Genomic DNA, 25,466 nt, shown 5'->3' with positions numbered 1-25,466 from the left:
ATTAAAAATAAACGTTTAAAAAATTAATAAACTAAAGCCTTTCTTCAATCCATTGTTTAAAATCGAAAAAGTTATTAGGGGCAACACCATGTCCTACTTGATATTCTTGAAAGCTGTTTTTAATGTTTAAATGATTTAAAAAATCAGGAGCTTTATTTGCCCATTCTAAAGGAATTACTTGATCTACGCTTCCGTGAGAGATAAAGAAATCTAACTTGCTATAATCTTTATCTTCTATATTTGAAGGTAATAAATCTGGTATAATATAACCGCTTAAAGCAATTATTTTTTGAACTTTTTCAGGATAATTTAAAGCAACTGAATAGCTTAAAATTGTACCTTGACTAAAGCCTAGTAAAAATGTTTTTTCAGGTGAAATTTTATATTTATTTTGAACTTCATCAATAAACGTGGCAATTAATTCTCTGGCTTCTAGCGCTTCTGGTATGTCTGAAAATTTACCGGCATCTGCAGTAAAATTTATAGTGTACCAAGCATAGCTTCCAAAACCTAAATTTTGTGGTGCGCGAGCGCTAACAATTATTAAATCTTCAGGTAATTCAGTAGCAAATGAAAATAAATCTTCTTCATTACTGCCATAACCGTGTAAAAGTATTAAAAGCGAAGTTTTTTCTGTAACTGTATTTGGTTCTCTTGAGATATATTGTAGTGTTAATTTCTCCATAATGCTAAAATAAAAGTCGCGCTTTTTAAGGCGCGACTTTATAATATGTTATTCAATAAATATTAAATTCCTTTAAACCAGTCTTGAAATAAGTCTCCAACTAAAGGTACTTTTTTTTCTTCACCTTGTATTGCTCCAATAAATCCAATAATCCAAAGAACAAATAACGCAATACCTACTGCCCCTGAAGCCCATACACCAAGAAAACGGCCAATAACAAATCCATTTATTAGAGAAAAAATACTTAATCCGATCATTTGTCTAATATGGAAAGCTGCAAAAGTATTTTTTTTGCTATTATTCATAATAAAAGCAATTAAAGTACCTATCCAAGTAATGTAGCTAATAATTGCGGTTGTTTTTCCTTCGTTTACTGTTTGATTTTGCATTTCTTAATTTTTAAATTTTAGTTGTGTAAATATATTAAATTATAATAGTACTTTTTTGTTTGAAATTATACCATAAACTTTTCCATTCATATTTTTATTTAAAAATATGGAATTTTTAGAGATTGAACAAATGTTATTTACAGTGAATTTATACTTAAACTCTGGGTTAAAAAGTGTTAGGTTCGCAATTTCATTTTCGTTTATTGAAGATTTTTCAATTCCAAATCTGTTTTTTGGGTTCGTAGTTAAACAGGTAATTAAAGTTTCTAAAGGAATTACGTTGTTTAATGCTCCAAATAAACTTTCTAAACCTATAGTTCCATATTTGGCGCTACTGTATTCTACTTTTTTATGTTCAATATCAATAGGGTTGTGGTCACTGGTAATTATATCTATAACACCGTCTTTTACACCTTTTCTTAAAGCTTTTATATCGTTTAAGGTTCTTAAAGGCGGTAAAACTTTGGTATTTGAATCAAAGTTAACTAATTCATCGTCTGTTAAAACTAAATGATGTGCAGCCACACTACAGCTAACATTAAGTCCATTTTTTTTAGCCTCTTTAATAAGTTTTACAGATTTTGCAGTTGAAATTGTAGGAATATGTAATTTACCTCCTGTATATTCTAATAAATATAAATCGCGTGTAATTTGTAATTCTTCAGCTAAAGCGGGTGTGCCTTTTAAACCAAGTTTGGTGCTATTAATATGTTCATTTACCAAGCCATTTTGTGCAATAGAATTGTCTTGAGGAAAACTTAATACTAAGGCGTCAAAATTTTGGGCGTATTGTAAGGCAATTTTTAATAAATTGGCGTTTTCTATTGGTTTATTATAATCGCTAAAAGCTATAGCGCCAGAATTTTGCATATCAAATAATTCAGCAAGATCTTCACTTTTAGTTTTTTTTGTTAGGCTTCCAATAGGGTATAAGCTTGTAGCACTATTAGTTCCTTTGTTTTTTATGAATTCTATGGCAGATTTATTATCGGCAACTGGATAAGTGTTAGGGTTTACAGCAACAGCGGTAAAACCACTTTTAGCTGCTGTTTTTAAACCGTTCTCTATAGTTTCTCGTTCTTCAAATCCAGGCTCACCAAAACAAACACTAGTATCAAACCAACCTTGAGAAATATGTAAATTGTCTAATTTAATTTCTTTATAGTTTTTAGGATTGTCTAAAGAGTTTGAAATTTTTGAGATTTTTCCGTTTTCAATTAAAATATCTTGATTTTTATTATGAAACGGACTAGTTGGGTCAATAATAGTTGCAGATTTTATAAGTAAATTCATATTTTGAAATATTTTAATAGCAGCATTTCAATTAACAAAAATAGTACAGAAAAAGCTAAAAACCACTTAAAAAGCCAATTGATTTTTTGTTGATTGTTAATTTCATTAAACAGAGATGAAACTGAAGTAGAAATTTTTATATGTTTATTGCTATTTTTTAATGTATTTAAGTCGAGATAGTTTAAATCACTTTCAGCTCTATTATAGTTGAAAGCTATTGTTTTTATAGGTGTTTCTTTATTGTTGACTGTGTAAATACCACTTTTTAAAATGGTATTTTCTAAAGAGATGGTAACCTTATTTTGTAAAACTTGTTGCAGTGGAATAAATTCAGAATTGCCATCAGAAATTTTTAAAATAGCATCTTTTTTTAAGGAAGCTTTAATAGCAATATTTGTTTCGGGTGAAATGGTGTAATATAATTGAGAAAAATTAGCACTGTTTTTAGCAAAATTATAAAATGTTGGAACTACTAACGGTGATTGTACAAAGTCTGAAATTTCTTTATTTAAAGGTGAAGCTACCCAATAAAAATTACTATTTTTAGATGAAGTAGAGGTTATAAAAGGTTGATTGTTGTCAAATTTTAAGATACTGGTGCTATTTTTAAAATTATTTTTAAAATGTAAACTGGTTTTTGGATATTGAAAATTGTCTATTCTTTTTTCAAAAACATCTTTAATAATTGGATGCTTATAATTAATACTTGTAATCTTGTGTTCTTTAGAAATTGGCATTTGTATAGTGCCAATATTTAAATTTTGTAATAGTGAATTGTAAGATGTAATACTAGTTTTTTCTGAAGGAATTAAAACTAAATTTCCACCGTTAAAATAGAATTCTTTTAAACTTGTAATTAATGCAGTTGAAAATTCTTCGAGTTCATTTAAAATTATTAAATCTTGATTTTGAATTGTATTGTAATTTAAATTTTGAAGTGGAGTAGTAGTATAATTAAATTCGTTTTTAGTATAAATTTTTGATAAAAAATTAGATGATTTTCCAATAGCTAATACATTTATTTTTTCTGGTTTTGAAAGGGTGAAATAGAAGTCGTTATCGAATTCTAAATTAGTATCGGTTATTGAAATTTTACCATTAAAATCTGTGCCATTTGGAATGGTAAATTCTACATTAGCATTTTTAGAATTATTAAATTTAGCAGTTGCTTTTCCAATTAATTTTGAATTATTGAGTAATGATACTGGAACGTTTTCTGAATTGTTTTTAGTACTTTTAATAAGAACATTTAGTTTAATTTCAGAAGTGTTCTTACTGCTTATAAACAAACTATCTATAAAAATATTTAAAATAGATTTTGGTGTGACTTTTAAAAAATGAATTGACGAGTCTACATTTGTAATGTCATTTGTGTTTTCTAAATTAATGTTTTGAAAATCAGATATTAAAATATTTTTATTTAGAGTATTGCTTTTAGTGTCTATAGAACTTCTTAATTTTAATATTGCACTATATAAATTTAATTTATTAGGACTGTATTTTAGTTTTATTAGTTCATTTTTTAAATTTTCTGCGTCTAAGTTTACTAAATTTTTATCATTTGTAAAGATCGATAATTCTGTAGTTAAAAAATTGCTTTGTTCAATAATTTTTTGAATTGTACTTTTTAATATTTCACCATTTTCACCCTTAGCTTGCATGCTAAAAGAATTGTCTAAATAAATGTTGGTAGCAAATTTTTTATCAGAAGAAAAATCTGAAAAATATGGTTGAGCAAAAGCCAAAATTAAACAGGCAAAAGCGAGCATTCTTGTTAGTAGAATTAACAACTTTTTTATACGTGCACTTTTACGAGTTTGTTGCTCAATATTTTTTAAAAATTTTACGTTTGTAAAAGGTATTTTTACAAAGCGTTGCAACTGAAATAAATGTACTAATATAGGTATAATAAGCAATATTAGCGCGTATAAAATTTCAGGGTTTTTAAAATGCATTATTGATAAATATAAGTTTTAAAGTTAAAAAGTTTAAAGTTTTACGGTTGTCGAATTTAGTAATATTTTTATCAATATTTTCATTTAATCATAATGAAATCTGCATTTTGCAATCAAAATTTGGTCTTCTTCAAATTGATAAATCAACCTGTGTTCACTATCAATTCTCCTTGACCAAAATCCCGCGTATTTATGTTTTAATGGTTCAGGTTTTCCTATTCCATCAAAAGCGTTTCTTGCTATTTCTTTTAGAAGTTCATTTATTTTCTTTAATTTTTTTTTGTCAGTTTTTTGCCAAAATAAATAATCTTCCCAAGACTCGTCAACGAAAATAAATTTCATATTATTCTTGAATTAAATCTTTTTCGAAAGATACGTTGTTTTTTAGTTTGTCGATAGCAGTATCTAATCTTAATTCATTTTTTCGAGATGACAACTCGTGATTTGTAGCCATTAAAGAATTGTATTCTTTTAGGGACATTACTACTATTCCGGTATCTTTACCACGATTTATAATCAAGGTTTCAAAATTTTTAACTACGTTGTCTAAATAAGTTTTAATATCCTTTCTAAAGTCCGATACAGTTGTAATTTGCATAACAGTGTGTTTTATTTGTACAAATATATGTACAAAATTTAATTTAAACAATTTCTTGTATTGTTAGTGGTGAGTTTTTATAAGATTGATTTGATTAGAAAATTGGAAATATTTAAGTAAAAATTATGAAACCATGATTTTCAGTTTAATCTTCAAAATAATTTTTTAAAATCCCTAAAGCATAATAACTTGCAATAGAATTTGCAAATCTTGAAAAATCAATAGTTGCATTGTCGTTTGCTTTGTCTGATATTATTCTAATTATTGAAAATGGGATATTGTATTCGTAACAAATTTGAGCAACTGCGGCGCCTTCCATTTCAACACAAATAGCTGTAGGTAATGCGTTGTTTAATTTCCTAATTTTTTTTAAACTTTTAATAAATTTATCGCCACTAGCAATATCTCCAAAAACAATTTTAGGCGTTGTTATATCAAAAACTAAAGCTTCTTTTTTATCTATGTAAGAGCTATAACTTTTTATAAAATTAGTAGTTGCTTCTATAAGTTTTGTAGCATTTTTGGTTTCTAGAAATTCTTTTTTTAAGATTGGGATTTCAAATTTTTTGAAGAACGGACTCGCATTTAAATCGTGTTGAAATAAATTTTTTCCAATTACAATATCTCCAATATTTAAATCTTTTTTAATTGATCCTGCAACACCTGTAAAGATTATCTCATCAACATTAAAATCGTTTATAAGTTGTGTAGTTGTGGCTGCTGAAGCTACTTTTCCCCAACGAGAAAAAACCAAAACAACTTTTTTATCAAATAAAGTTCCTGAATAATAAGTACGCATCCCTTTTTCAGAGCTTTGTACATTTTTAAGTTCATTTAACAAAGCTTGAATTTCTTCTTGCATTGCACTTATAATTCCAATCATTTAAAATATTTTAGTTGATAATTTTTCCGTCTTTCATTTCTAATTTTCTGTCTGCCATTTCAGCCAATTCTTGATTGTGGGTAACAATTACAAATGTTTGATTGAATTTTTTACGAAGTTCAAAAAATAATTCATGTAAATTTTTTGCAGATTCAGAATCTAAATTACCACTTGGTTCATCGGCAAAAATAACGTCAGGATCGTTTACTAAAGCTCTAGCTACCGCAACACGTTGTTGTTCACCACCAGATAATTCGTTTGGTTTGTGTTGTATTCTATCTGATAATCCCAGAAATTTTAGTAACTCTTTAGCTTTTGTTTCAGCTTCTTTTTTAGACTTATTTGCAATAAATGCTGGGATACATACATTCTCAAGTGCTGTAAATTCTGGAAGCAATTGATGAAATTGAAAAATAAACCCAATGTGCTGGTTTCTAAAATTAGAAAGCGATTTATCTTTTAATTTTAATAAATCTATATTGTTAATTTTAAGTGCTGTATCTGTATTTACAGTGGTTTTGTCTAGAGTGCCTAAAATTTGAAGCAATGTTGTTTTTCCGGCTCCAGAAGGGCCTACTATGGCAACAACTTCTCCTTTTTTTATAGTTAAATCAACGCCTTTTAAAACTTCTAATTCTCCGTAAAACTTATGTATGTTATGTGCTTGTATCATGGTGTAAAATAGTTGCGTGAAAATACATAATTAATTTAGAATTACAACCAAGTTTTTAGATTGTTGTAGTCTAAATAGTAAATTAGTTTTAGCGAAATATTGTGTTGTTTAGGTTGTTCAAATAAATTTGTAAGGTTTTTGTTGAAATCTAAATCGGACATATTATCTTCATTAAAAATAGCATTTCGGTATAGTGCAACAAGTTGACTTCCTGGTGCAAATTGCCATGAATAGCTGAAATCTAAATTCCAAGTATTAAAGTTTATATCGTGGTTTTTATAATAAGAATTTGGTGAAAGTGTACCATTTTCATTTAAACTATAGTATTGAGTATCGTATTCAATTGGCGACCAATAATGTCTAAATGTTAGTGATAAGCCAGATTTCACACTAAAATTATACCTTCCAGAAATTGAATTTGTAATATTTTTACTATCTCTGTTCCCAAAAATAATGGTGCCATCTTCTAATTTATTTACCCAGCCTTTGCTACTGTTTCCTTTTCCAATATTAAAACCATAAATCATATTAAATTTATCGTTAAAACGGTATCTAGGTTCAATTTCTAATTCAATATAATCTCTTGGTTGTCCTATTTTATGACTATAAAATAACCTAGATTCTATGGCGAATTTTTTACTAAAATCTGTTGAAATCCAAGCGTTATAATTTATTTCAGGATCGTCTTTGTAATATCTTCCTTCAACTCTAGGTTCGTAAAAATCGTAATTATTGCCAATAATGCTATTAATATTTCCTCCGAAAGAAAATTGTTTAATAGTTGTGCCACTAAAACTTAAGCCTACTTCATTGTCCATATATGCGCCATCAATTTTTCGATAGTTTAAATTTGCCCAACTGCTAATAGTGTAATTTGTAAAGAGCTTTGTTGGTTCAAAAATTTGATAGGAAATGCTGCTGTATATTTTTTGATAATTATTAGTATTTTGAAAACCTAAATCGTTTATATTAAATTTTTCATCTACCATTCTATAACCAATTTCATATTGAATTTTACCAGCAAATTTACCAACACTAGTATCAAAATAATAGCCATTTGTGTTAGTTCCAGATTCTCTTATATTACTGGTTTTAAAGCTTCCGTCAATAAAATGTGTGTTTTTTTTATTAACCAAGGTGTAAAGTAATCCAGTAGCATTTGCATCTCTTGCGCTTCCATTTCTTAAAACATTGGTATTTATAAGAGATATAGATGAATTTTTATTGAATTGTTGATCTAATATTAAAACATTGTAATTTGCTAAAGGTTCAGTAATAACTTTTCTAATCTCATCAGTTGTTAAGTCTTTAATTTTAGCTTCCGTTTTTTCTGTTACAGCATTAAAAAAACCTATTCCAAGTCCGCCTTTTGTTCTTCCAGAAACCTTTAAAGCATTTAGCATATTCACTTTATTAGGATTGTGAATAAGGGTTTCGTTTTCAGATAAAGTTTCATTATTTACATAATTTATAGGGGTGTTTCCAATTCTTCTAGAATAAAATAAATCTCCTTTTGAAAAGAGTTCAGTTCCTTCAGTAAAAAAAGGACGTTGTTCTTGATATTGTTCTTCAAAAGGACCTAAGTTTAGTACTAAATCATCAAAAGCTGTTTGTCCAAAATCTGGAATTAAAGTGGCGTCTAATGTAAAACTTTCGTTAATTCCGTATTTTAAATCTAAGCCAATATTGCTTTCAAAATCATCTTCTCCATTGTAAGAATTATAGGCTGTTGATGCATATGGGGAAAAGTTTAATCTGGTTGAAGGTTTAATATTTTTAATTCCACTTAAAGTTCCAGAATATTGTTGAATTACACCTTTGGTTCTATCAATATAATTCCAAGTGTATTGGTGTCTGTTAGATCTAAAATGTCTGTGAAAATTTAACCCCCAAGTTTGTACTTCTGAATTTGAAAAACGCAGTGCTGCGTAAGGAATTTTAACTTCAATAATCCAGCCGTCATTTACAATTTTCACTTTACTATCCCAAACAGCACTCCAGCTAAAATCCTCGTCGTTTGGAGTTGCTTTTGCATCGGCTTGATTTCCTGTTGCCTGTATAAAAAATTCAGTGTCGTTTTGAGAGTCGTTATTAGGGTTTATTATAATTCCAAACCAATCTGCAGAACCAAAATTATCTCTGTTTGCAAATTCTTTCGGTATTTCTGAAGGGTTTTCATCGTATAAATAAGCAGCAAAATAAATAGCTTCATCGTCATAAACAACACGAACTTCAGTTCTATTTTTTTTAGTTTCAAGTGTGCCTGATGCAGGTTTAAACATTACAAAGTCTTTTGCTATATCTGTATTAAGCCAAGCTTTATCATTTAAAATACCATCAATTTTAGGAGGTGTGTTGACTCGTTTTGTTACTAAGTTTTTTTTAGTTTCTTGAGCTGTAATAAAAGTAAAACTTAAAAATGTAATTATAATTAACACCTTATTCATAAAATAGCACATTCAATAATTTAATAGATGCTAAAATATAAACAATTTATTAGACAGTCTTAAATAAAGTAAAACATTTTTATATTTAAAAATTAGAAATAAATATTCTAACTATTAAATTAATATACCCAATATAAGATAGAATAAAAAGTAAAGCAATAGGAGCGCTTATAATGCTTAAAGGGATTAAAATAATGGATTTTAAAATTGAATTATTCATAACCTTAAATTTTATACTTAAATGTAGTGAGTAATTCACATTTTTACTACTATTTTATGTAATTGAATGCTATCAGTTTTAAAGTAATATCAAATATTTTTTAATGTATTTTTTTATTTTAAAAATGTATAATTCGTTTATTAAATGTTTTAAAGACAGTTTGAAAATTAATTTGTTACAATCTTTTTTTTGTTGAAACTAAAAAATAAGTTTTGATTTATTACATTTGTTAATATTAAAAAAAATAAATACTATTTCTAATGAATTTACACGAATATCAAGGAAAAGAATTACTAAATAGTTTTGGCGTTAGAATTCAAAGAGGGATTGTTGCCGATAATCATAAAAAAGCAGTTGACGCAGCAAAGCAGTTAGCAGCTGAAACAGGTACTGGATGGTGGGTTGTAAAAGCTCAAATTCACGCAGGTGGACGCGGAAAAGGAGGTGGAGTAAAACTTGCCAAAAGTTTAGCTGATGTAGAAAGTATTTCTGAAGAGATAATTGGAATGATGCTTAAAACTCCTCAAACTTCTGCTGAAGGAAAAAAAGTAAATCAAGTTTTAATAGCTGAAGATGTATATTATCCTGGTGAGAATGAGCCAGAAGAATATTATATGTCGGTATTATTAAACAGAAGTACAGGTAGAAATATGATAATGTACTCTACCGAAGGAGGAATGGATATTGAAGCGGTTGCTGAAAAAACACCTCATTTAATTTTTACAGAAGATATAGACCCTTTATTAGGTTTATTACCTTTTCAAGCACGTAAAATTGCTTTTAATTTAGGCTTATCTGGTGGTGCATTAAAAGAAATGGTTAAGTTTGTTACTTCATTATATACTGCTTTTGTAAAATCAGATTCTTCATTATTTGAAATTAATCCTGTTTTAAAAACTTCAGACGATAAAATTTTAGCAGTAGATTCTAAAGTAACTTTAGATGATAATGCTTTGTTCCGTCATAAAGATTTAGCTGAGTTAAGAGATTTACGCGAAGAAAACGAAATTGAAGTTGAAGCAAATGCTGCTGGTTTAAATTATGTTGATTTAGACGGAAATGTTGGTTGTATGGTAAATGGTGCTGGTTTAGCTATGAGTACTATGGATTTAATTAAACAATCTGGTGGAGAGCCTGCTAACTTTTTAGATGTTGGTGGTACTGCAGATGCAAAACGTGTTGAAACAGCTTTTAGAATTATTTTAAAAGATCCAAATGTAAAAGCAATTTTAGTAAATATTTTTGGTGGAATTGTACGTTGCGATAGAGTAGCCCAAGGTGTTATTGATGCTTATAAAAATATGGGAGATGCTATTAAAGTTCCTATTATTGTTAGATTGCAAGGTACAAATGCAATTGAAGCAAAACAGTTAATTGATGATAGTGGTTTAGATGTAATTTCGGCTACAGAGTTTCAAGAAGCTGCAGATAAAGTACAAGAAGTTTTAGCTTAACTAAAAAAAGTAAGCAACATAAATAGATTAAAAAAAACCGACAATTGTCGGTTTTTTTTGTTTTATATGATTTTTCTACTTTAATTTAAAAACAACGTAAACTCAGAAATAACACCTTTATGGTCCGTTGGCCAAATAGCTAAGGGTTCTAAAAAAACATCTTCAGTTTGTTCTAAAACACGTTTGTTTTTTGAAATATCACCTTTTGGTCCAAAAACTTTAGAAGTATTTAGTTGAATTCTTGTATCTGGATAGTAGTAAATAAAATCAATTCTATCTCTATCATCGGCATCTGGACTCCAAGCTAATTTTTCAATATTAATAGCAGGATTATTTGCTGGATATGTAAAACCAGGATGTGTAACTGGGTTTGGAAATACGTTTCTATACGTATCTATAAATCCATTTTTTTCTACTTCTTTTGATACATTCCAAGGCATTACAACACCGTTGTGGTCGTATAAATCTTTAGTTGCTGTTGTCCAATCTAAATGAGAAGGTTCGTTATTATCACCGCCATAAATTACAATTCTACCTTTTTTAATTTCATTTTAGCATCTTTTATAAAGTTTTTTATGGCATCATCTCTTTTAGATTGTAAGTTTTCTTTTTCAATTTCTTCAATATTTGTTATTGGTGCTTCTAGTTTTTTCCAAGTGGTGCCATGGTAGCCTCGAGGTAAGTATAATGCGCAATTTAAATAATCTAAATGTCCGCTGTAAAATGCTATTTCTGTTCCATGAATATCAATAATAGCTTTTGTTATAGAACCGTGGTCGTTTTTTAATGGAAAAACAGCTGTTTGTTCTGTAATTGGATATTTAGAAAGTATGCCAGAATCTTCACTTTTTTCTGAATAAAAGGTGTATCCTTTTTCTTTTAAGGAAGCAACAAGGCGTTCATTTAAATTAGTGTTGTTGTAATTTCTAACTTCACTTAATGCAATTAAATCTGCATTAGAATTAATAATTTCATCAATAACTGCATTGTAGCCATTTTCTATTACGGTTCCTTCTTGCCAAATATTAAATTGTAAAACTGTGAGTGGTTGTTGTTTTGGAGCGCAACTTAGTATTGTTAAATAGTAAATTAAAGCGAAAGTTAATTTTATTGTTTTCATTGAAATTTAAGTATAAAAAAATGCCTAAAAGGTAATTGAAATCATCATTCTAAAGCAAGTTTAGTTTGACTGATTTTTTACTCTTTAGGCAGTTTTAAATAAACGTATAATTTTTTAAATATCTTCAAAGTTTAAGTCAGTAAAACTTTCTGTACTTGAAGTTTCTCCACTTAATTCTGATGGTTTTTTAAAGTCTTTTTGGTGGCGTTCAGAAATAACTTCTTCACCTTTTTCATTTAAAATGTAATCAGTAGCGGTTTTTAACATTTCGTTAAATTCAGCAAAATCTTCTTTGTATAGATAAATTTTGTGTTTTTTGTAATGGAAAGATCCATCTTCGTGTGTAAATTTTTTACTCTCTGTAACAGTTAGGTAATAATCTTCGGCCTTTGTAGCTCTTACGTCAAAAAAGTAAGTTCTTCTTCCTGCTCTAAGAACTTGGGAGAATATCTCTTCTTGTTCTAAATGTTCTTTGTCACTCATAATTAACTTTCTATTTTATTAATCTTTTTTTAGATTTCTACACAAATCTAAAAAATAAATTTACTTAAAACGTAATTTTTATAATTCTTTTTCTAAAAGTTGTTGTTCGTATAACTCTTTATAATATCCCTTTTTATTAACAAGTTGGTTATGTGTGCCTTGTTGTATAATTGAGCCATTTTCAACTACTATAATTGTATCAGCATTTTTAAGTGATGATATTCTATGACTTACAATTAAAGTAGTAATATTTTTACTTACGTTATAGAGGTTATTAAGTATGGTTTCTTCTGTTTCTGTATCTACGGCAGATAAGCAATCGTCTAAAATTAAAATTTTAGGTTTTTTAATAAGTGCTCTAGCAATAGATACACGTTGTTTTTGCCCACCAGATAGGGTAACGCCTCTTTCACCAACATAAGTATTGTAACCATCGTTAAAATCTACAATATTATGATGAATGTATGCGTCTTTTGCGGCTTGTTCAATTTTAGCATCTGAAGCATTATTATCTCCAAATTTTATATTGTTTTTAATAGTATCTGAAAACAGAAAAGCTTCTTGAGGCACAAAACCTATATTTTGTCTTAGATCATTTAAATTTAAATCTTTTATGTTTTTACCATCAATTAAAACAGTACCAGCATCGGTATCATACAATCTAGCAATTAAATTTAAGATGGTAGACTTTCCAGAGCCTGTATTTCCTAGAATAGCTAATGTTTCTCCTTGTTTTAGTTTGAAGCTTAGGTTTTTTAAAGCGGTTATATTTGTGTCGTCATAGGTAAAAGTAACATCTTTAAACTCAATAGTACCATTAATTTTTGATGAAGTTTTAGCTATGTTTTTAATTTCAGGTTCGTGCTTTAAAAACTCATTAATACGTTCTTGAGAAGCTTCAGCTTGTTGTATAATAGAAGTAACCCAACCAACAACGGCAACAGGCCAAGTTAACATATTTACATACATAATAAATTCGGCAATAACACCAATTGTAATTTCACCGGCAAGATATCTTAAACCACCAATATAAATAACTAAAATATTACTTAATCCTATTAAAAATATCATTGTAGGAAAAAATAATGCTTGTGCTTTAAATAAATTGATGTTTTTTTCTTTTGCGGTTGAAGCAAGGTTATCAAATTCGTTAATAGCATTTTGTTCAATACCATACGATTTTAAAATACTAATTCCAGAAAATGTTTCTTGCGCATTCGCTGTTAATTTCGATAAATATTGTTGAACAATTGTACTTCTTTTATTAATAACTCTACTTAATAGATAAATAGAAACAGATAAAACAGGCAGTGGAAGTATGGTATAAATAGTTAAAGTAGCGTCTATATTATACATTTTTACAATGGCCACAATAAAAAGAACTAACATGTTCATAGTGTACATTATTGCCGGGCCAAAATACATTCTAACTTTGCTTACATCTTCACTAATCCTATTCATTAAATCTCCAGTTTTATTTTTTTTATAAAAATTTAGAGATAAGCGTTGATATTGCTGATAAATTTCATTTTTTAGGTCGAATTCAATTAACCTAGAAGTTACAATTATGGTTTGACGCATTATAAATGTAAAAAAACCAGAAAGTAATGCAGCACCAATAATTAGTAGAATATTATGAAATAAATCTGTTTTTACAATTTCTAAATCAGTAATAATGCCGTTTTTGTAATCTTGTGAAGCATCTAAAGATTGGCTGATTAACTGAGGAATTTGAAGTGCTAAATATTTAGAACAAAAGGTGATAAATAAACCAACAAGCAGGCGATATTTATATTTTAAGAAGTATTTATTTAAATATTTTAAGGCTTTCATAAAAGAAAAAAGAGCTATTCAATTTTAAGGCACGAATATACATGAATATAAATTTACAGCCGATTTTTTATGATAGATTTAACTTTGAATAAAAAATCAAAAACAAATTATATTTCTAAAAAATAATAGTATTTTTGCGCTTCAGAAACAATAAATGTTTAAAGTTCTTTAAATGATAAATAGAAGACATATTAGAGTAAAAGTGATGCAATCGGTTTACGCGATGCTTCAATCTAAAAGTGATGTCCTTGATAAGGAAGAAAAATTTCTATACAATAGTATAGATAAAATGTTAGATCTATACGTACTAATATTGCGGTTATTTGTAGAAGTTAAAAATTTAGAGAAGAATAATATTAAAATTTCTCAAAAAAAATTTTTAGCAACTTCAGAAGAGTTAAATCCAAATACAAAATTTATTAACAATCAGGTTTTTAAGTTGTTAGAAGAAAGTGTTTCTTTAAATAACTACTTAGAAGATAATAATTTAAATTATTGGATTTTAGATAGCGAATATGTCAATAATATTTGGAAAGTAACTAAAGAAAGCACAATTTATAAAGAGTATATAGCTTCTGAAAAGGACTCATTTCAAGCAGATAAAGAATTTGTAGCTGCATTATTTAAAGAAATTATTGCGCCAGATGAAAAATTAGCAGATTATTTTGAAGATAAAAATATCAGCTGGGTAGATGATATTCCTTTTGTAAATACTTGGGTATTAAAATCTATTAATCAGTTAAAAGAAAATAAGCCTTTTAAATTAGGTGCTTTATATAAAGATGAAGACGACAAAAAATTTGTTGTTGAATTGTTTAGAAAAGTAATTTTAAATCATACTGAATTTCAAAAAGAAGTAGACGATAAAACTCCAAATTGGGATGCCGAAAGAATTGCCGAAATTGATATGATTTTAATTAAAATGGCAATTTGCGAGTTTTTAAAATTCCCGTCAATTCCATCAAGAGTAACAATTAATGAATATATTGAAATTTCTAAAGATTACTCTACAACCAAAAGTAGTTACTTTATAAATGGTGTGTTAGATAAAATTTTAAAAGAATTTATAGCTACAAAAAGATTAAATAAAATAGGAAGAGGTTTATTATAAATTTATATTTTTACAAAAATTTAAACAAATTATGAAAAATTTTAGATTATTATTCGTTTTAGTATTAAGTGTGGCATTTGTTTCTTGTAAAGAAAATGCAACTTCAAAAATTAATACTTCAAACTTAGAAAAAGCTAAAGAAAGAGATGAAATTTTAAGTTTAGGTGCTCCTGTTGTAGAATTTGATACTACAGAATACGATTTTGGAGAACTAACAGAAGGGGAATTAGCAGAAGGTGTTTTTAAAATTACAAATAAAGGTAAAGTAGATTTAATTATTACAAGTGCAAAAGCAACTTGTGGATGTACAGTGCCAGAATGGCCAAAAGATCCTATTGCTCCAGGTGCATCTGCAGATTTAAAATTTACATTTAATTCTAGAGGAAGAGTTGGTAAACAATCTAAGTCTATTACACTACAAACAAATTCTGAAAAAGTTACAGAAGTAATTAGAATTAAAGGAACTGTAGTTAAAAAAAGTTAAAAACTAAAACAATATAAATATATGTATTCAACAATTTTATTACAAACAGACGCAAGTTCACTAACTGGTATGTTACCTTTTTTATTGATGTTTGTAGTGATCTATCTATTTATGATTAGACCACAAATGAAAAAAGCTAAAAATGAGAAAAAATTTCAATCAGAACTAGCAAAAGGAACTAAAGTTATTACTACAAGTGGTATTCACGGAAAAATAATGGATATTGTTGATAGCGATAATACTGTTATTCTTGAAACAAGTGCTGGGAAAATTAAATTTGAACGTTCAGCAATTTCAATGGAATTAAGTAAAAAATATTCAGCTCCAGTAACAAAAAAATAAGTTACAGTATAAAAGAATTTAAGAAGCTGTTTAAAAAGTTTAGAAATTAGTCATTCTGAATTTATGTCAGAATTCAATCATATTGAAAATCTAATCAGTATGAGAACCTAAAGTAAGTTAGCCTATAGCAGGCAATTTAGGTTGATGAAAATTTCACTTTTTAAACAGCTTCTTTTTTTGTACATTTAATATTTATTTAAAAGAATGAAAGTAGTTGTAAAAAAATCGGATTTAACACTTCAAAATAATCGTAAAACAAAAATATTTATTTTTTTTTTAGTACTTACATCTATTATTTGGTTGTTGATAGAATTATCTAAAACATATACAAGTTCTGCTGTTTTTAAAATTGAATATAAAAACTTATCTAGTGATAAATTAGTACAAGTTAAACCCATTTCTAAAGTTGAAGTAGCAATAAAAGGAACTGGTTTTAGTTTATTAAAACGTAAAATTAAACCGCAAGAAATTACCTTTAACTTAAATAATTTATCAAAAAAAGGATCAAATTATTTTATCTTACCTAATACTCAACTTTCAAACTTAAATGCACAACTTGCTGGTGAATCTGAAATAATACAAGTTTTAAAAGATACTATTTTTATTGAAATAGGAACCAATAAAACTAAAAAAGTACCAATAATACCAAAAACGAAAATTCAATTTAAACTAGGTTATAATTTTATAGAAAAATTACAAGTAATACCCGATTCTATAGTAATTTCGGGTCCAGATAAATACATAGATTCTATTAAAGAAATTAGTACAACCCGTTTGGAGTTAGAAGATGTATATGAAAATATAGATACCGAATTAAACTTAATAATTCCTAAAAATACTAAAAATGTGGTACTTTCAGCAAATAAGGTTAAATTAACAGGGGCAATAGATAAATTTACAGAAGGAAGTTTTAAAATTTCTGTAATTATAATTAATCAGCCAGAAGATGTTAATATGAACCCTTTTCCTAAACAAATAGAGGTAGTGTTTCAAGCAGGTTTATCAAATTTTAATAAAATTAATGAAAATAGTTTTTTAATAGTATTTGATTATAAGCAATATGAAAACGATACAACAACACAATTTTTAACTCCAATAATTAAACAAAAAAGCGAGTATATTTCTTCATTAAAAATTAACCCACCACATATAGAGTTTTTATTACAAAAATAACGAGGTGTATGAAAATAATAGGTTTAACAGGCGGCATTGGAAGTGGTAAAACAACTGTTTTAGAATTGTTTAAAGAGTTGCGCTGTGCAACTTATGTTGCTGACATTGAAGCTAAGAAATTAATGAGCAGTAACGCTAAATTAATAAGTAATATAAAACAACTGTTAGGAGATGAAGCTTATATAAATGGAGATTTAAATAGAAATTATATTGCTAAAATTGTTTTCAATAATAAAGAAAAGTTAACTGCTTTAAATGCACTTGTGCATCCTGCAGTACGAGAAGATTTTAAGAATTTTGTTAAAAAATCAAAATCGGAAATTATAATTTACGAAGCTGCTATTCTATTTGAAAGTGGTAGTGACACATTATGCAATTATATAATTACAGTGGTAACAGATATTAACGAAAGAATAGACCGAATAATAAAAAGAGACAGTGTAACAAAACAACAAGTTTTAGAAAGAATGCAACATCAATTAAATGATGAAGATAAAATTGAAAAAGCCGATTTTGTAATTAATAATTCTAATTTTTTTAATACAAAAACTCAAGTTAATACTATTTATAAAATTTTATTGAAGCTTTCTTGAAAATAAGAAATTTCTTAATAAAGTGTTAAAAAATTATTATTATAGTTAACTAAAGTTAAATTAAAACGTTATTTGTGTTAAATGTTTAATTTTGAATAATGAGAAAAAGAGTATTTGTACTTATCATAGTATTAATGAGCATTGCCTTAATTGGTATTATCTCAGTTCAAGTATTTTGGATTAAAAATACCGTGCAAATTACCGAACAACAATTTACTTCTAATGTGCGTTTTGCCTTAGCAAAAGTATCAGAAGACATTAAAGAACATGAATTTAACGAGTTTTACATAGATATTACAGAACGTTTTAAAGACGAAGGAAGAAAACTTAAATATTCAGATGTTAAAAATTATATTTATGAGAAATTAGATACTGTAAATAATGAGCGTTTTACATTTTCACAAAGTATAATTGAAGAAAATTATAAAGTGCCATCAGAATTCTTTGAAAATGATTCTATAGATTTTAAAGAAATTTTTAGCAGAGAAGAAATTGTAATTGTAAAAGATCAAAATTTTGACAATCAGGGCGATAATGTAAGTTCACCAGAAGAGCGTTATGTTAAAATTGGTAGATTTGATGGAGCAGAAAAATCGCAGTTAGAACGTATTTTTGATGTTTCACGTAGCAAATTACCGGTGCATAAAAGAGTTAGTAATAGAGAAATTACCTATCGTTTAGATAGAGAATTAAAAAGTAAAGGAATTGATACAGATTTTAAATACGGAATTTATAGCAATGGACTTGCAACTCAAGTAAAATCTGGCTATTTTAGAAAAGAAGCAGGTAAAAGTTATATGGTACCCATGTTTGCTGATGCTGATGGAAATAGTAATTTTCAACTATTTGTAACTTTTCCAGAAAAAAAAGATTTTATAATTTCATCTATATTTAAAATTTTAGTTTTATCAGCTTTTTTTATTCTTATTATTATTTTGGCTTTTGTTACAGCTTTATACCAATTGGTAAAGCAAAAACAAATTTCAGAAATTAAGACAGATTTTATTAATAATATGACACACGAGTTTAAAACACCTATTGCCACTATAAATTTAGCTTTAGATGCCATTAGAAACCCGAAAATAATTTCTGATGAAGACAAAGTAAGACGCTATGTTAAAATGATTAGAGATGAGAATAAAAGAATGCATGCGCAAGTAGAAAACGTGCTAAGAATCTCTAAATTAGAAAAAAATCAACTAGATGTAAGTAAGGAAGCAGTTGATATGCACGACATAATAGAGGAGGCAATAACGCACGTAGAATTAATGATAAAAGATAAAGGAGGTTATGTAAAAACAGATTTAAGAGCACATTCAACAGAGATTTTAGGGAATCAATTCCATTTAACAAGTATTATTGTAAATATGTTTGATAATGCTATAAAATATTCTGAAAATGCTCCCAAAATAGATATATCAACAGAAAATACTGCGAAAAACTTAATTATTAAAATTAAAGATCAAGGTATTGGAATGAATAAAAACGTTCAAAAACATATATTTAAAAAGTTTTATAGAGAAGAAACAGGAAACATTCACAATGTAAAAGGACACGGTTTAGGACTTTCATATGTGAAAAAAATAGTAGAAATTCATCAAGGAGATATTTTTGTAGAAAGTGAAAAAGGTGTTGGAAGTACTTTTACAATGAAATTGCCTTTGATTTAAATTAAAAACAATATGGAGAATAACAAAATTTTATTAGTAGAAGATGATCCTAATTTTGGAACAGTTTTAAAAGATTATTTATTATTGAATGATTATAATGTAACCCTTGCTAAAGATGGTTTAGAAGGTTTAATTATGTTTAAAAATGATGAGTATGATTTATGTATCTTAGATGTAATGATGCCTAGAAAAGATGGGTTTTCGCTAGCAAAAGATATTAGAGCAACAAATTCTGAAGTGCCAATTATATTCTTAACTGCTAAAACAATGAAAGAAGATGTTTTAAAAGGTTATCAAGCTGGTGCAGATGATTATTTAAATAAACCATTCGATTCTGAAGTGTTATTGTATAAAATTAAAGCAATAATGCAACGTAAAGAAACCGAACAAAATACAGAAGAAGAGGTTTTCGAATTTAAAATTGGCGGATTTGAATTCAATTCAAAATTACGTCATTTATCTTTTAAAGGTGAAGAACCTCAAAAATTGTCGCCTAAAGAAAGTAAATTATTAAAAATGTTGGCTGTTCATAAAAATGATTTAATGCCAAGAGAATTAGCATTAACCAAAATTTGGAGAGACGATAATTATTTTACCTCAAGAAGTATGGATGTTTATATTGCTAAATTACGTAAGTATTTAAAAGGAGACGAAAATGTTGAAATTTTAAATATTCACGGAGAAGGTTTTAGATTAATAGACAAATCATAGTAATTTATTTTACTATTAATAATTTTGTACCATATCACATTAAAAAGGTCGCTTAAAAGAATAAAAATTGTTTTTTAATTTAAGGCTAATATTTTTATACTTTTAAGTAGCCTCTTTTTATAATTTCTTACATTTACAAATAAAATTAGTTGAAATGGCTGAGTTGATTAGAATTTATAGTGAAAATCCAAATGAACGTGAACTAGATAAAGTTGTAAACGTTTTAAAAAATGGTGGTTTAATTATTTATCCAACCGATACTGTTTACGGTTTAGGGTGCGATATTACCAATAAGAAAGCTATGGAAAAAGTAGCTAAAATTAAAGGTGTAAAATTAGAAAAAGCTAACTTCTCTTTTATCTGTTACGATCTAAGTAACTTATCAGATTATGTGAAACAGATTGATACACAGACTTATAAAATTTTAAAAAGATATTTACCAGGACCTTATACATTTGTATTACCAAGTAATAACGGACTTCCAAAAGCTTTTAAAAATAGAAAAACAATAGGAATTCGTATTCCAGATAATAGTATTATAAGAGCATTGGTTAAAAAATTGGGAAATCCAATAGTTTCTACTTCTATTTACGATGAAGATGATTTGTTAGAATATACAACAGATCCTGAATTAATTTATGAAAAATGGAAAGATAAAGTAGATATGGTAATTGATGGTGGTTATGGAGATAATCAAGCTTCTACAGTTATCGATTTATCAAATGATGAAATAGAAATTATTAGAGAAGGAAAAGGTAGTATTGAAGATTTTAATTAGTTTTGTCAACTTATTAATTACAAAGTAGCCCCATTAGCTTTTAATTGATTTACTATATTATTAGCGCTTGTTTGTAACGAGTGTAATTAAATTACAAGGAATCATCTATTTTCTAGGTTGTTATATTTTTTCTTACCTAAAATAAAATGTTGCCAAACAATACTTTTAGTGGTAAAATAATTACTTCTTTTTTTATGAGTACCTCTTTTTTTATACATTTTAGAAAGTAATGCATAAAAACTAAAATGTGCTTTAATAATGGCTAAGGTGTGCATTGGACGCATTTCTGTTAAAAATTTTACACCTGCAATACCATCAAGAATTAAGCGCATAAAAATAATACCAAATAGTTGTTTTTTTGGCACATTTTTAACCAATGTAAACAAGCTGTTTCTAAAATTTAAAAACGATTTTCTAGGACTTTCTTCTTTTAAAGTAGCACCTCCAACGTGGTAAACGGTAGAAGTACCAACGTATTTAATACTATAATCTAAGTTTTTTGCTCTCCAACATAAATCTATTTCTTCTTGATGTGCAAAGTAATCCTCATCAAAACCGTTTAATTCTTTAAACACACTAGATTTAATAAAAAAGCAAGCTCCAGAAGCCCAAAATATTTCACAAGTATCATTAAATTGATTGTTGTCTTTTTCTAATTCCGAAAAAATACGACCTCTGCAAAAAGGATATCCATATTTATCTATAAAACCACCACCAGCACCGGCATATTCAAAGAGAACTTTGTTTTTATAATCTAAAATTTTTGGTTGAATAATTGCCGTTTCAGGGGCTGTATTAAAAGTTGAAATTATTGGATTTAACCAGTTTTCTGTTACCTCAATATCAGAATTTATTAAACCATAAATATCAGCTTCAATATGTTGTAAAGCATCGTTATAGCCTTTAGCATAACCTCCATTTTTTTTGTTTTCTACAATTTTTATGGTAGGAAACGTTTTTTTTACAAAAGCAATGCTTGTATCTGTAGAAGCGTTATCAGCAACATAGATTTCAACATTTTTTGCTGTGTTGTATTTAATAATTGAAGGTAAAAATTTTTCCAACAATTGTTGTCCGTTCCAGTTTAATATTACAATGGCTATTTTCACAAATGCAAACTTAAGCTAAAGTTTTAAAGTTAAGAAGTTATACAGTTATAAAGTTTTGTTAGTATTATTTTTTAAAAGAAGGAATGGTTTTTAAAAAATCATAACATTCATTTTCAAAATTCATTTTACAGTAAAAATGTTCTAAACCATTGGTTATAATTAAATAATTTGCTTTTAATTTTAAGTTATAACGAGCAATTTGATCAAAAGTTTCTTGTGTTATTTTTACAGAAGGGGCTTTGCATTCAACAATAATATCTGGATTGCCGTTTGTATCAAAAATTAAAATATCGGTACGTTTTGTTAACTTGTTGATGGTGAGTTTTTTTTCTACTGCAATTAAAGAAATCGGATATTTCTTTTCTTCAATTAAAAACCAAACATAATGTTGACGCACCCATTCTTCGGGTGTTAAAACCACATGTTTTTTTCTAATGATATCAAAAATAAAAAACTTATTTTCACTACTTTTGATTCTGAATTTATAAGTTGGTAAATTCAATTGTTGCATACCGCAAAAATGCTAATTTTTTTTATATAAATGAGTGACGTTACAAAAATAGTTTCTGATATTAAAAATGGAGACATAAAACCTATTTATTTTTTAATGGGTGAAGAGCCATATTATATCGATAAAATTTCGGAATATATTGAAAAGAATGTGCTTTCTGAAGAGGAAAAAGGCTTTAATCAGATGGTTTTATATGGTAGAGATGTTACCATTGATGATATTGTAGATAATGCCAAACGCTTTCCTATGATGGCAGAAAGACAGGTTGTTATAGTAAAAGAAGCTCAAGATTTATCTAAAACAATTGAAAAATTACTTGCTTATGTAAAACAGCCACAACCAACTACGGTTTTGGTGCTTTGTTATAAATATAAAAAAATAGATAAACGAAAAACGCTTTATAAAGAAATTAAGAAAAAGGGCGTTGTTTATGAAAGTAAAAAATTATATGAAAATCACGTTGTAGATTGGATACGAAAAGTATTAGCAGGTAAAAAATATAAGATTGAAACTAAGGCATCATTAATGCTTGTAGAATTTTTAGGTACCGATTTAAGTAAAATTAGTAATGAGTTGGATAAATTAATGCTGATTTTACCAAAAGAAACTACTATTACTCCAGAGGCTATTGAAGAAAATATAGGGATTAGTAAAGATTTTAATAATTTTGAATTAAGAAAAGCCATTGGAGAGCGAGATGTTTTAAAATCAAACAGAATAATTAACCATTTTGCTCAAAATCAGAAAGTAAATCCATTAGTTGTTACAATCTCTTTATTAAATATTTTTTTTACACAATTGCTTATTTTACATAGTTTAAAAGATAAATCTAAAAATAGTATATCAAAATCTTTAGGTGTTAATCCTTTTTTTGTCTCAGATTATACCACAGCAGCAAGAAACTATCCAATGCGTAAAGTATCTCAAGTAATCGGACTTTTACGTGAAGCTGATGTAAAAAGTAAAGGTGTTGGAGCAAATGCATTAGCGGCAGGTGATATTTTAAAAGAGTTAATTTTTAAAATTATTCATTAATAAATTATACTATTGGGTAGTTTTATAAATTATTTTTTTGAAGAAGATATTTGTTGATTAACAATTGTTATGCTGAATTTATTTCAGCATTTTATCTACAATACACTTTAGACTATTCATTAAAAATAAGTGTTATAACTGTGGCTAACGATTTAAGAATATCAATTATATAATTTTTAAAATGAAAATAAAAACCATACAACTAACTTTATGTATTTTATTTATGTGCTCTAGTATAGAATTTTTATATGCTCAAGATTGGGCCAATTTAGAACGTTTTAAAAAAGAAAATGCTGAATTATTAAACTTAAAAAAGGATGAAAATAGCGTTGTGTTTATGGGAAATTCAATTACTGAAGGTTGGTTACGAATTAGACCTGAATTTTTTTCTAAGAATCCTTATATAAACCGTGGAATTAGTGGGCAAACTACGCCTCAAATGTTGTTGCGTTTTAGACAAGATGTTATAGATTTAAAACCTGGTGCAGTAGTTATATTAGCTGGTATAAATGATATTGCTGGTAATACAGGCCCTTCAACTATTGAAATGATTGTTGGTAATATTATTTCAATGACAGAATTGGCAAAAGCCAATAATATAAAGGTTATTTTATGTTCTGTATTACCGGCTTATGATTTTCCATGGAGAAAAGGGCTAGAGCCAGCTGAAAAAGTGGTAAAGCTTAACACCTTATTAAAAGCGTATGCTAAGCAGCAAAATATAGAATTTGTTGATTATTTTACGCCTATGGCTAACAAATTAAATGGTTTAAAAGTAACACTTGGAGATGATGGAGTACATCCAAATTTAAACGGTTATTTAATTATGGAACCACTTGTTAAAAAAGCGATTGCCAAAACTTTAAGTCTAAAATAAGGTTGAATTATTTATCAACCTTAATTCTTTCTGCTCTGTTGGCAAGCTCCCAAGCAGTATAAAATAGTAGTTGTGCTCTTTTTTGTAAAAGTTCATAATCAATTTTATCAGGTGTGTCTGAAGGTTCGTGATAATCTTGGTGTGTTCCGTTAAAATAGAAGATTACAGGGATATTATTTTTAGCAAAATTATAGTGATCAGACCTGTAATAAAATTGATTTGGATCATCATCGTTATTATAAGTATAATCTATATTAATATGGGTAAATTTTGCATTAATTTTTTCAGAAATGTAGTGTAATTCTGTACTTAACTTATCTGAACCAATTAAATAAATATAATTTGGATTATTTTCATGAGCATCATCTATACGTCCAATCATATCAATATTTAAGTTTGCAACAGTATTTTCAAGTGGAAAAATAGGATTGTTTACATAATATTTAGAGCCTAATAAACCTTTTTCTTCACCGGTAACATGTAAAAATAGCAAAGAACGTTTTGGGCCATTTCCGGCTTCTTTTGCTTTTTGAAATGCTTCAGCAATTTTTAAAATAGTTACTGTTCCAGAACCATTGTCATCTGCACCGTTAAAAATTTCGCCATTTTGAACACCTAAATGATCTAAATGAGCAGAAATTACTATAATTTCTTCAGGTTTTTCAGAACCTTTTATAAATCCTAAAACATTTTCTGAAGGCTTTAAATTTGGTTTTAAAAATTTAGTAGGTATAATTTGAAAATAATTAGAGCCTTCAAAAGGAGATTTAATATTTGTTTTTATATAGAAATTTTTAATATAATCAGCAGCTTTTTTATGTCCTGCCTCACCAGTATTTCTTCCTTCAAATTCATCAGAAGCAATTGTATATAAATGTGTTTTTAAATCTGAAGATGTAATAGTATTTGCATATTTTGTAGCTGTAACATCTGTTGTAAGGTTAATTTCTGGAATATAAGCAGTACTTCCACAACTACTAATTAATAATGATGCAACAATTAAAAATAGTATTTTTTTCATAAGTATTTTTTTAAAATA

27 protein-coding genes are annotated in these 25,466 nt (G+C 27.4%); 11 read left to right on the top strand and 16 right to left on the bottom strand.

Annotated features, from left to right (window positions below; translation table 11 throughout):
* Positions 1-31: 31 nt before the first annotated feature.
* From MKD41_RS05900 to MKD41_RS05860, 9 genes are all read right to left on the bottom strand, one after another.
* The gene (locus MKD41_RS05900) at positions 32-685 is read right to left on the bottom strand and encodes an alpha/beta hydrolase (RefSeq protein ID WP_240244515.1); all 654 of its coding nucleotides are present in this window, start codon (positions 683-685) and stop codon (positions 32-34) included.
* Between the two features lie 62 nt (positions 686-747).
* Positions 748-1,074, bottom strand: a complete 327-nt coding sequence (locus MKD41_RS05895; RefSeq protein ID WP_240244514.1) for a DUF4870 domain-containing protein — start codon at positions 1,072-1,074, stop codon at positions 748-750.
* A 39-nt stretch (positions 1,075-1,113) separates the two neighbouring features.
* Entirely contained in the window at positions 1,114-2,367 is a 1,254-nt protein-coding gene (locus tag MKD41_RS05890; RefSeq protein WP_240244513.1) for a dihydroorotase, read from the bottom strand.
* Positions 2,364-4,322 (bottom strand): BatA domain-containing protein, encoded by a 1,959-nt coding sequence (locus tag MKD41_RS05885; RefSeq protein ID WP_240244512.1) that lies wholly within the window; start codon positions 4,320-4,322, stop codon positions 2,364-2,366. Before MKD41_RS05885 ends, MKD41_RS05890 begins: the two co-directional genes overlap by 4 nt.
* A gap of 84 nt (positions 4,323-4,406) precedes the next feature.
* Positions 4,407-4,664: a Txe/YoeB family addiction module toxin gene (locus tag MKD41_RS05880; RefSeq protein ID WP_240244511.1), complete on the bottom strand. Its 258-nt coding sequence runs from the start codon at positions 4,662-4,664 to the stop codon at positions 4,407-4,409.
* 1 nt (position 4,665) lies between these two features.
* Positions 4,666-4,920 (bottom strand): type II toxin-antitoxin system Phd/YefM family antitoxin, encoded by a 255-nt coding sequence (locus MKD41_RS05875; protein ID WP_240244510.1) that lies wholly within the window; start codon positions 4,918-4,920, stop codon positions 4,666-4,668.
* Between the two features lie 145 nt (positions 4,921-5,065).
* Positions 5,066-5,803, bottom strand: a complete 738-nt coding sequence (locus MKD41_RS05870) for a 5'-methylthioadenosine/adenosylhomocysteine nucleosidase (protein WP_240244509.1) — start codon at positions 5,801-5,803, stop codon at positions 5,066-5,068.
* A gap of 10 nt (positions 5,804-5,813) precedes the next feature.
* Positions 5,814-6,476: an ABC transporter ATP-binding protein gene (locus MKD41_RS05865; protein ID WP_240244508.1), complete on the bottom strand. Its 663-nt coding sequence runs from the start codon at positions 6,474-6,476 to the stop codon at positions 5,814-5,816.
* A 41-nt stretch (positions 6,477-6,517) separates the two neighbouring features.
* A complete protein-coding gene (locus tag MKD41_RS05860) occupies positions 6,518-8,923 on the bottom strand; it encodes a DUF5916 domain-containing protein (RefSeq protein ID WP_240244507.1) in 2,406 nt (801 codons plus the stop codon).
* Positions 8,924-9,403: 480 nt separating this feature from the next.
* Here MKD41_RS05860 and sucC point away from each other — a divergent pair, with 480 nt between their 5' ends.
* Positions 9,404-10,597, top strand: a complete 1,194-nt coding sequence (gene sucC / locus MKD41_RS05855) for an ADP-forming succinate--CoA ligase subunit beta (RefSeq protein WP_240244506.1) — start codon at positions 9,404-9,406, stop codon at positions 10,595-10,597.
* A gap of 80 nt (positions 10,598-10,677) precedes the next feature.
* Here the strand turns inward: sucC and MKD41_RS05850 are convergent, their stop codons facing one another.
* The 4 genes from MKD41_RS05850 to MKD41_RS05835 form a co-directional block, all read right to left on the bottom strand.
* A complete protein-coding gene (locus MKD41_RS05850; protein WP_240244505.1) occupies positions 10,678-11,037 on the bottom strand; it encodes a hypothetical protein in 360 nt (119 codons plus the stop codon).
* 83 nt (positions 11,038-11,120) lie between these two features.
* Entirely contained in the window at positions 11,121-11,717 is a 597-nt protein-coding gene (locus MKD41_RS05845; protein WP_240244504.1) for an endonuclease/exonuclease/phosphatase family protein, read from the bottom strand.
* A 114-nt stretch (positions 11,718-11,831) separates the two neighbouring features.
* Positions 11,832-12,200 carry a PUR family DNA/RNA-binding protein gene (locus MKD41_RS05840; protein ID WP_240244503.1) on the bottom strand — a complete coding sequence of 123 codons (369 nt, stop codon included), beginning with the start codon at positions 12,198-12,200 and terminating at the stop codon, positions 11,832-11,834.
* A 78-nt stretch (positions 12,201-12,278) separates the two neighbouring features.
* The gene (locus tag MKD41_RS05835; RefSeq protein ID WP_240244502.1) at positions 12,279-14,033 is read right to left on the bottom strand and encodes an ABC transporter ATP-binding protein; all 1,755 of its coding nucleotides are present in this window, start codon (positions 14,031-14,033) and stop codon (positions 12,279-12,281) included.
* Positions 14,034-14,205: 172 nt separating this feature from the next.
* Between MKD41_RS05835 and nusB the strand changes: the two genes are divergently transcribed.
* The 8 genes from nusB (at position 14,206) to MKD41_RS05795 (ending at position 20,895) form a co-directional block, all read left to right on the top strand.
* On the top strand, positions 14,206-15,144 hold the full coding sequence (gene nusB / locus MKD41_RS05830; protein ID WP_240244501.1) for a transcription antitermination factor NusB: 939 nt from the start codon (positions 14,206-14,208) through the stop codon (positions 15,142-15,144).
* 31 nt (positions 15,145-15,175) lie between these two features.
* Positions 15,176-15,628, top strand: a complete 453-nt coding sequence (locus tag MKD41_RS05825) for a DUF1573 domain-containing protein (protein WP_240244500.1) — start codon at positions 15,176-15,178, stop codon at positions 15,626-15,628.
* A 21-nt stretch (positions 15,629-15,649) separates the two neighbouring features.
* Positions 15,650-15,970, top strand: a complete 321-nt coding sequence (gene yajC / locus MKD41_RS05820) for a preprotein translocase subunit YajC (RefSeq protein ID WP_240244499.1) — start codon at positions 15,650-15,652, stop codon at positions 15,968-15,970.
* A 204-nt stretch (positions 15,971-16,174) separates the two neighbouring features.
* On the top strand, positions 16,175-17,143 hold the full coding sequence (locus MKD41_RS05815; RefSeq protein WP_240244498.1) for a YbbR-like domain-containing protein: 969 nt from the start codon (positions 16,175-16,177) through the stop codon (positions 17,141-17,143).
* An 8-nt stretch (positions 17,144-17,151) separates the two neighbouring features.
* The gene (coaE, locus tag MKD41_RS05810) at positions 17,152-17,736 is read left to right on the top strand and encodes a dephospho-CoA kinase (protein ID WP_240244497.1); all 585 of its coding nucleotides are present in this window, start codon (positions 17,152-17,154) and stop codon (positions 17,734-17,736) included.
* Between the two features lie 98 nt (positions 17,737-17,834).
* Positions 17,835-19,406 carry a sensor histidine kinase gene (locus MKD41_RS05805; protein WP_240244496.1) on the top strand — a complete coding sequence of 524 codons (1,572 nt, stop codon included), beginning with the start codon at positions 17,835-17,837 and terminating at the stop codon, positions 19,404-19,406.
* A 12-nt stretch (positions 19,407-19,418) separates the two neighbouring features.
* Positions 19,419-20,117, top strand: a complete 699-nt coding sequence (locus tag MKD41_RS05800; protein ID WP_240244495.1) for a response regulator transcription factor — start codon at positions 19,419-19,421, stop codon at positions 20,115-20,117.
* Positions 20,118-20,271: 154 nt separating this feature from the next.
* Positions 20,272-20,895 (top strand): L-threonylcarbamoyladenylate synthase, encoded by a 624-nt coding sequence (locus tag MKD41_RS05795; RefSeq protein WP_240244494.1) that lies wholly within the window; start codon positions 20,272-20,274, stop codon positions 20,893-20,895.
* A gap of 101 nt (positions 20,896-20,996) precedes the next feature.
* Here MKD41_RS05795 and MKD41_RS05790 read toward each other — a convergent pair whose 3' ends face one another.
* Entirely contained in the window at positions 20,997-22,004 is a 1,008-nt protein-coding gene (locus MKD41_RS05790; RefSeq protein ID WP_240244493.1) for a glycosyltransferase family 2 protein, read from the bottom strand.
* A 64-nt stretch (positions 22,005-22,068) separates the two neighbouring features.
* Entirely contained in the window at positions 22,069-22,515 is a 447-nt protein-coding gene (locus MKD41_RS05785) for a type I restriction enzyme HsdR N-terminal domain-containing protein (RefSeq protein WP_240244492.1), read from the bottom strand.
* A gap of 30 nt (positions 22,516-22,545) precedes the next feature.
* On the opposite strand from MKD41_RS05785, the gene holA reads away from it, so the two are divergent.
* On the top strand, positions 22,546-23,550 hold the full coding sequence (holA, locus tag MKD41_RS05780) for a DNA polymerase III subunit delta (RefSeq protein WP_240244491.1): 1,005 nt from the start codon (positions 22,546-22,548) through the stop codon (positions 23,548-23,550).
* A 181-nt stretch (positions 23,551-23,731) separates the two neighbouring features.
* Positions 23,732-24,427, top strand: coding sequence for an SGNH/GDSL hydrolase family protein (locus tag MKD41_RS05775; protein ID WP_240244490.1), 696 nt, complete (start codon positions 23,732-23,734; stop codon positions 24,425-24,427).
* A gap of 7 nt (positions 24,428-24,434) precedes the next feature.
* On the opposite strand, the gene MKD41_RS05770 is transcribed toward MKD41_RS05775, so the two are convergent.
* Positions 24,435-25,448 (bottom strand): M28 family metallopeptidase, encoded by a 1,014-nt coding sequence (locus MKD41_RS05770; RefSeq protein WP_240244489.1) that lies wholly within the window; start codon positions 25,446-25,448, stop codon positions 24,435-24,437.
* Between the last annotated feature and the right edge of the window lie 18 nt (positions 25,449-25,466).

It is taken from the genome of Lutibacter sp. A64 (assembly GCF_022429565.1).
Classification (GTDB): Bacteria; Bacteroidota; Bacteroidia; order Flavobacteriales; family Flavobacteriaceae; genus Lutibacter.
This window is presented reverse-complemented; position numbering and strand designations above follow the sequence as displayed.

Bases quoted from the DNA above. Each gene is read 5' to 3' on its own strand.
- MKD41_RS05895 (WP_240244514.1), bottom strand. From the start codon at position 1,074: ATGCAAAATCAAACAGTAAACGAAGGAAAAACAACCGCAATTATTAGC.
- MKD41_RS05805 (WP_240244496.1), top strand. From the start codon at position 17,835: ATGAGAAAAAGAGTATTTGTACTTATCATAGTATTAATGAGCATTGCC.
- sucC (WP_240244506.1), top strand. From the start codon at position 9,404: ATGAATTTACACGAATATCAAGGAAAAGAATTACTAAATAGTTTTGGC.
- MKD41_RS05900 (WP_240244515.1), bottom strand. From the start codon at position 685: ATGGAGAAATTAACACTACAATATATCTCAAGAGAACCAAATACAGTT.
- MKD41_RS05850 (WP_240244505.1), bottom strand. From the start codon at position 11,037: ATGCCTTGGAATGTATCAAAAGAAGTAGAAAAAAATGGATTTATAGAT.
- MKD41_RS05875 (WP_240244510.1), bottom strand. From the start codon at position 4,920: ATGCAAATTACAACTGTATCGGACTTTAGAAAGGATATTAAAACTTAT.
- MKD41_RS05885 (WP_240244512.1), bottom strand. From the start codon at position 4,322: ATGCATTTTAAAAACCCTGAAATTTTATACGCGCTAATATTGCTTATT.
- nusB (WP_240244501.1), top strand. From the start codon at position 14,206: ATGATAAATAGAAGACATATTAGAGTAAAAGTGATGCAATCGGTTTAC.
- MKD41_RS05845 (WP_240244504.1), bottom strand. From the start codon at position 11,717: ATGAAAACAATAAAATTAACTTTCGCTTTAATTTACTATTTAACAATA.
- holA (WP_240244491.1), top strand. From the start codon at position 22,546: ATGAGTGACGTTACAAAAATAGTTTCTGATATTAAAAATGGAGACATA.
- coaE (WP_240244497.1), top strand. From the start codon at position 17,152: ATGAAAATAATAGGTTTAACAGGCGGCATTGGAAGTGGTAAAACAACT.
- MKD41_RS05880 (WP_240244511.1), bottom strand. From the start codon at position 4,664: ATGAAATTTATTTTCGTTGACGAGTCTTGGGAAGATTATTTATTTTGG.
- MKD41_RS05870 (WP_240244509.1), bottom strand. From the start codon at position 5,803: ATGATTGGAATTATAAGTGCAATGCAAGAAGAAATTCAAGCTTTGTTA.
- MKD41_RS05825 (WP_240244500.1), top strand. From the start codon at position 15,176: ATGAAAAATTTTAGATTATTATTCGTTTTAGTATTAAGTGTGGCATTT.
- MKD41_RS05835 (WP_240244502.1), bottom strand. From the start codon at position 14,033: ATGAAAGCCTTAAAATATTTAAATAAATACTTCTTAAAATATAAATAT.
- MKD41_RS05795 (WP_240244494.1), top strand. From the start codon at position 20,272: ATGGCTGAGTTGATTAGAATTTATAGTGAAAATCCAAATGAACGTGAA.
- MKD41_RS05800 (WP_240244495.1), top strand. From the start codon at position 19,419: ATGGAGAATAACAAAATTTTATTAGTAGAAGATGATCCTAATTTTGGA.
- MKD41_RS05860 (WP_240244507.1), bottom strand. From the start codon at position 8,923: ATGAATAAGGTGTTAATTATAATTACATTTTTAAGTTTTACTTTTATT.
- MKD41_RS05865 (WP_240244508.1), bottom strand. From the start codon at position 6,476: ATGATACAAGCACATAACATACATAAGTTTTACGGAGAATTAGAAGTT.
- MKD41_RS05815 (WP_240244498.1), top strand. From the start codon at position 16,175: ATGAAAGTAGTTGTAAAAAAATCGGATTTAACACTTCAAAATAATCGT.
- MKD41_RS05775 (WP_240244490.1), top strand. From the start codon at position 23,732: ATGAAAATAAAAACCATACAACTAACTTTATGTATTTTATTTATGTGC.
- MKD41_RS05785 (WP_240244492.1), bottom strand. From the start codon at position 22,515: ATGCAACAATTGAATTTACCAACTTATAAATTCAGAATCAAAAGTAGT.
- MKD41_RS05840 (WP_240244503.1), bottom strand. From the start codon at position 12,200: ATGAGTGACAAAGAACATTTAGAACAAGAAGAGATATTCTCCCAAGTT.
- MKD41_RS05770 (WP_240244489.1), bottom strand. From the start codon at position 25,448: ATGAAAAAAATACTATTTTTAATTGTTGCATCATTATTAATTAGTAGT.
- MKD41_RS05890 (WP_240244513.1), bottom strand. From the start codon at position 2,367: ATGAATTTACTTATAAAATCTGCAACTATTATTGACCCAACTAGTCCG.
- yajC (WP_240244499.1), top strand. From the start codon at position 15,650: ATGTATTCAACAATTTTATTACAAACAGACGCAAGTTCACTAACTGGT.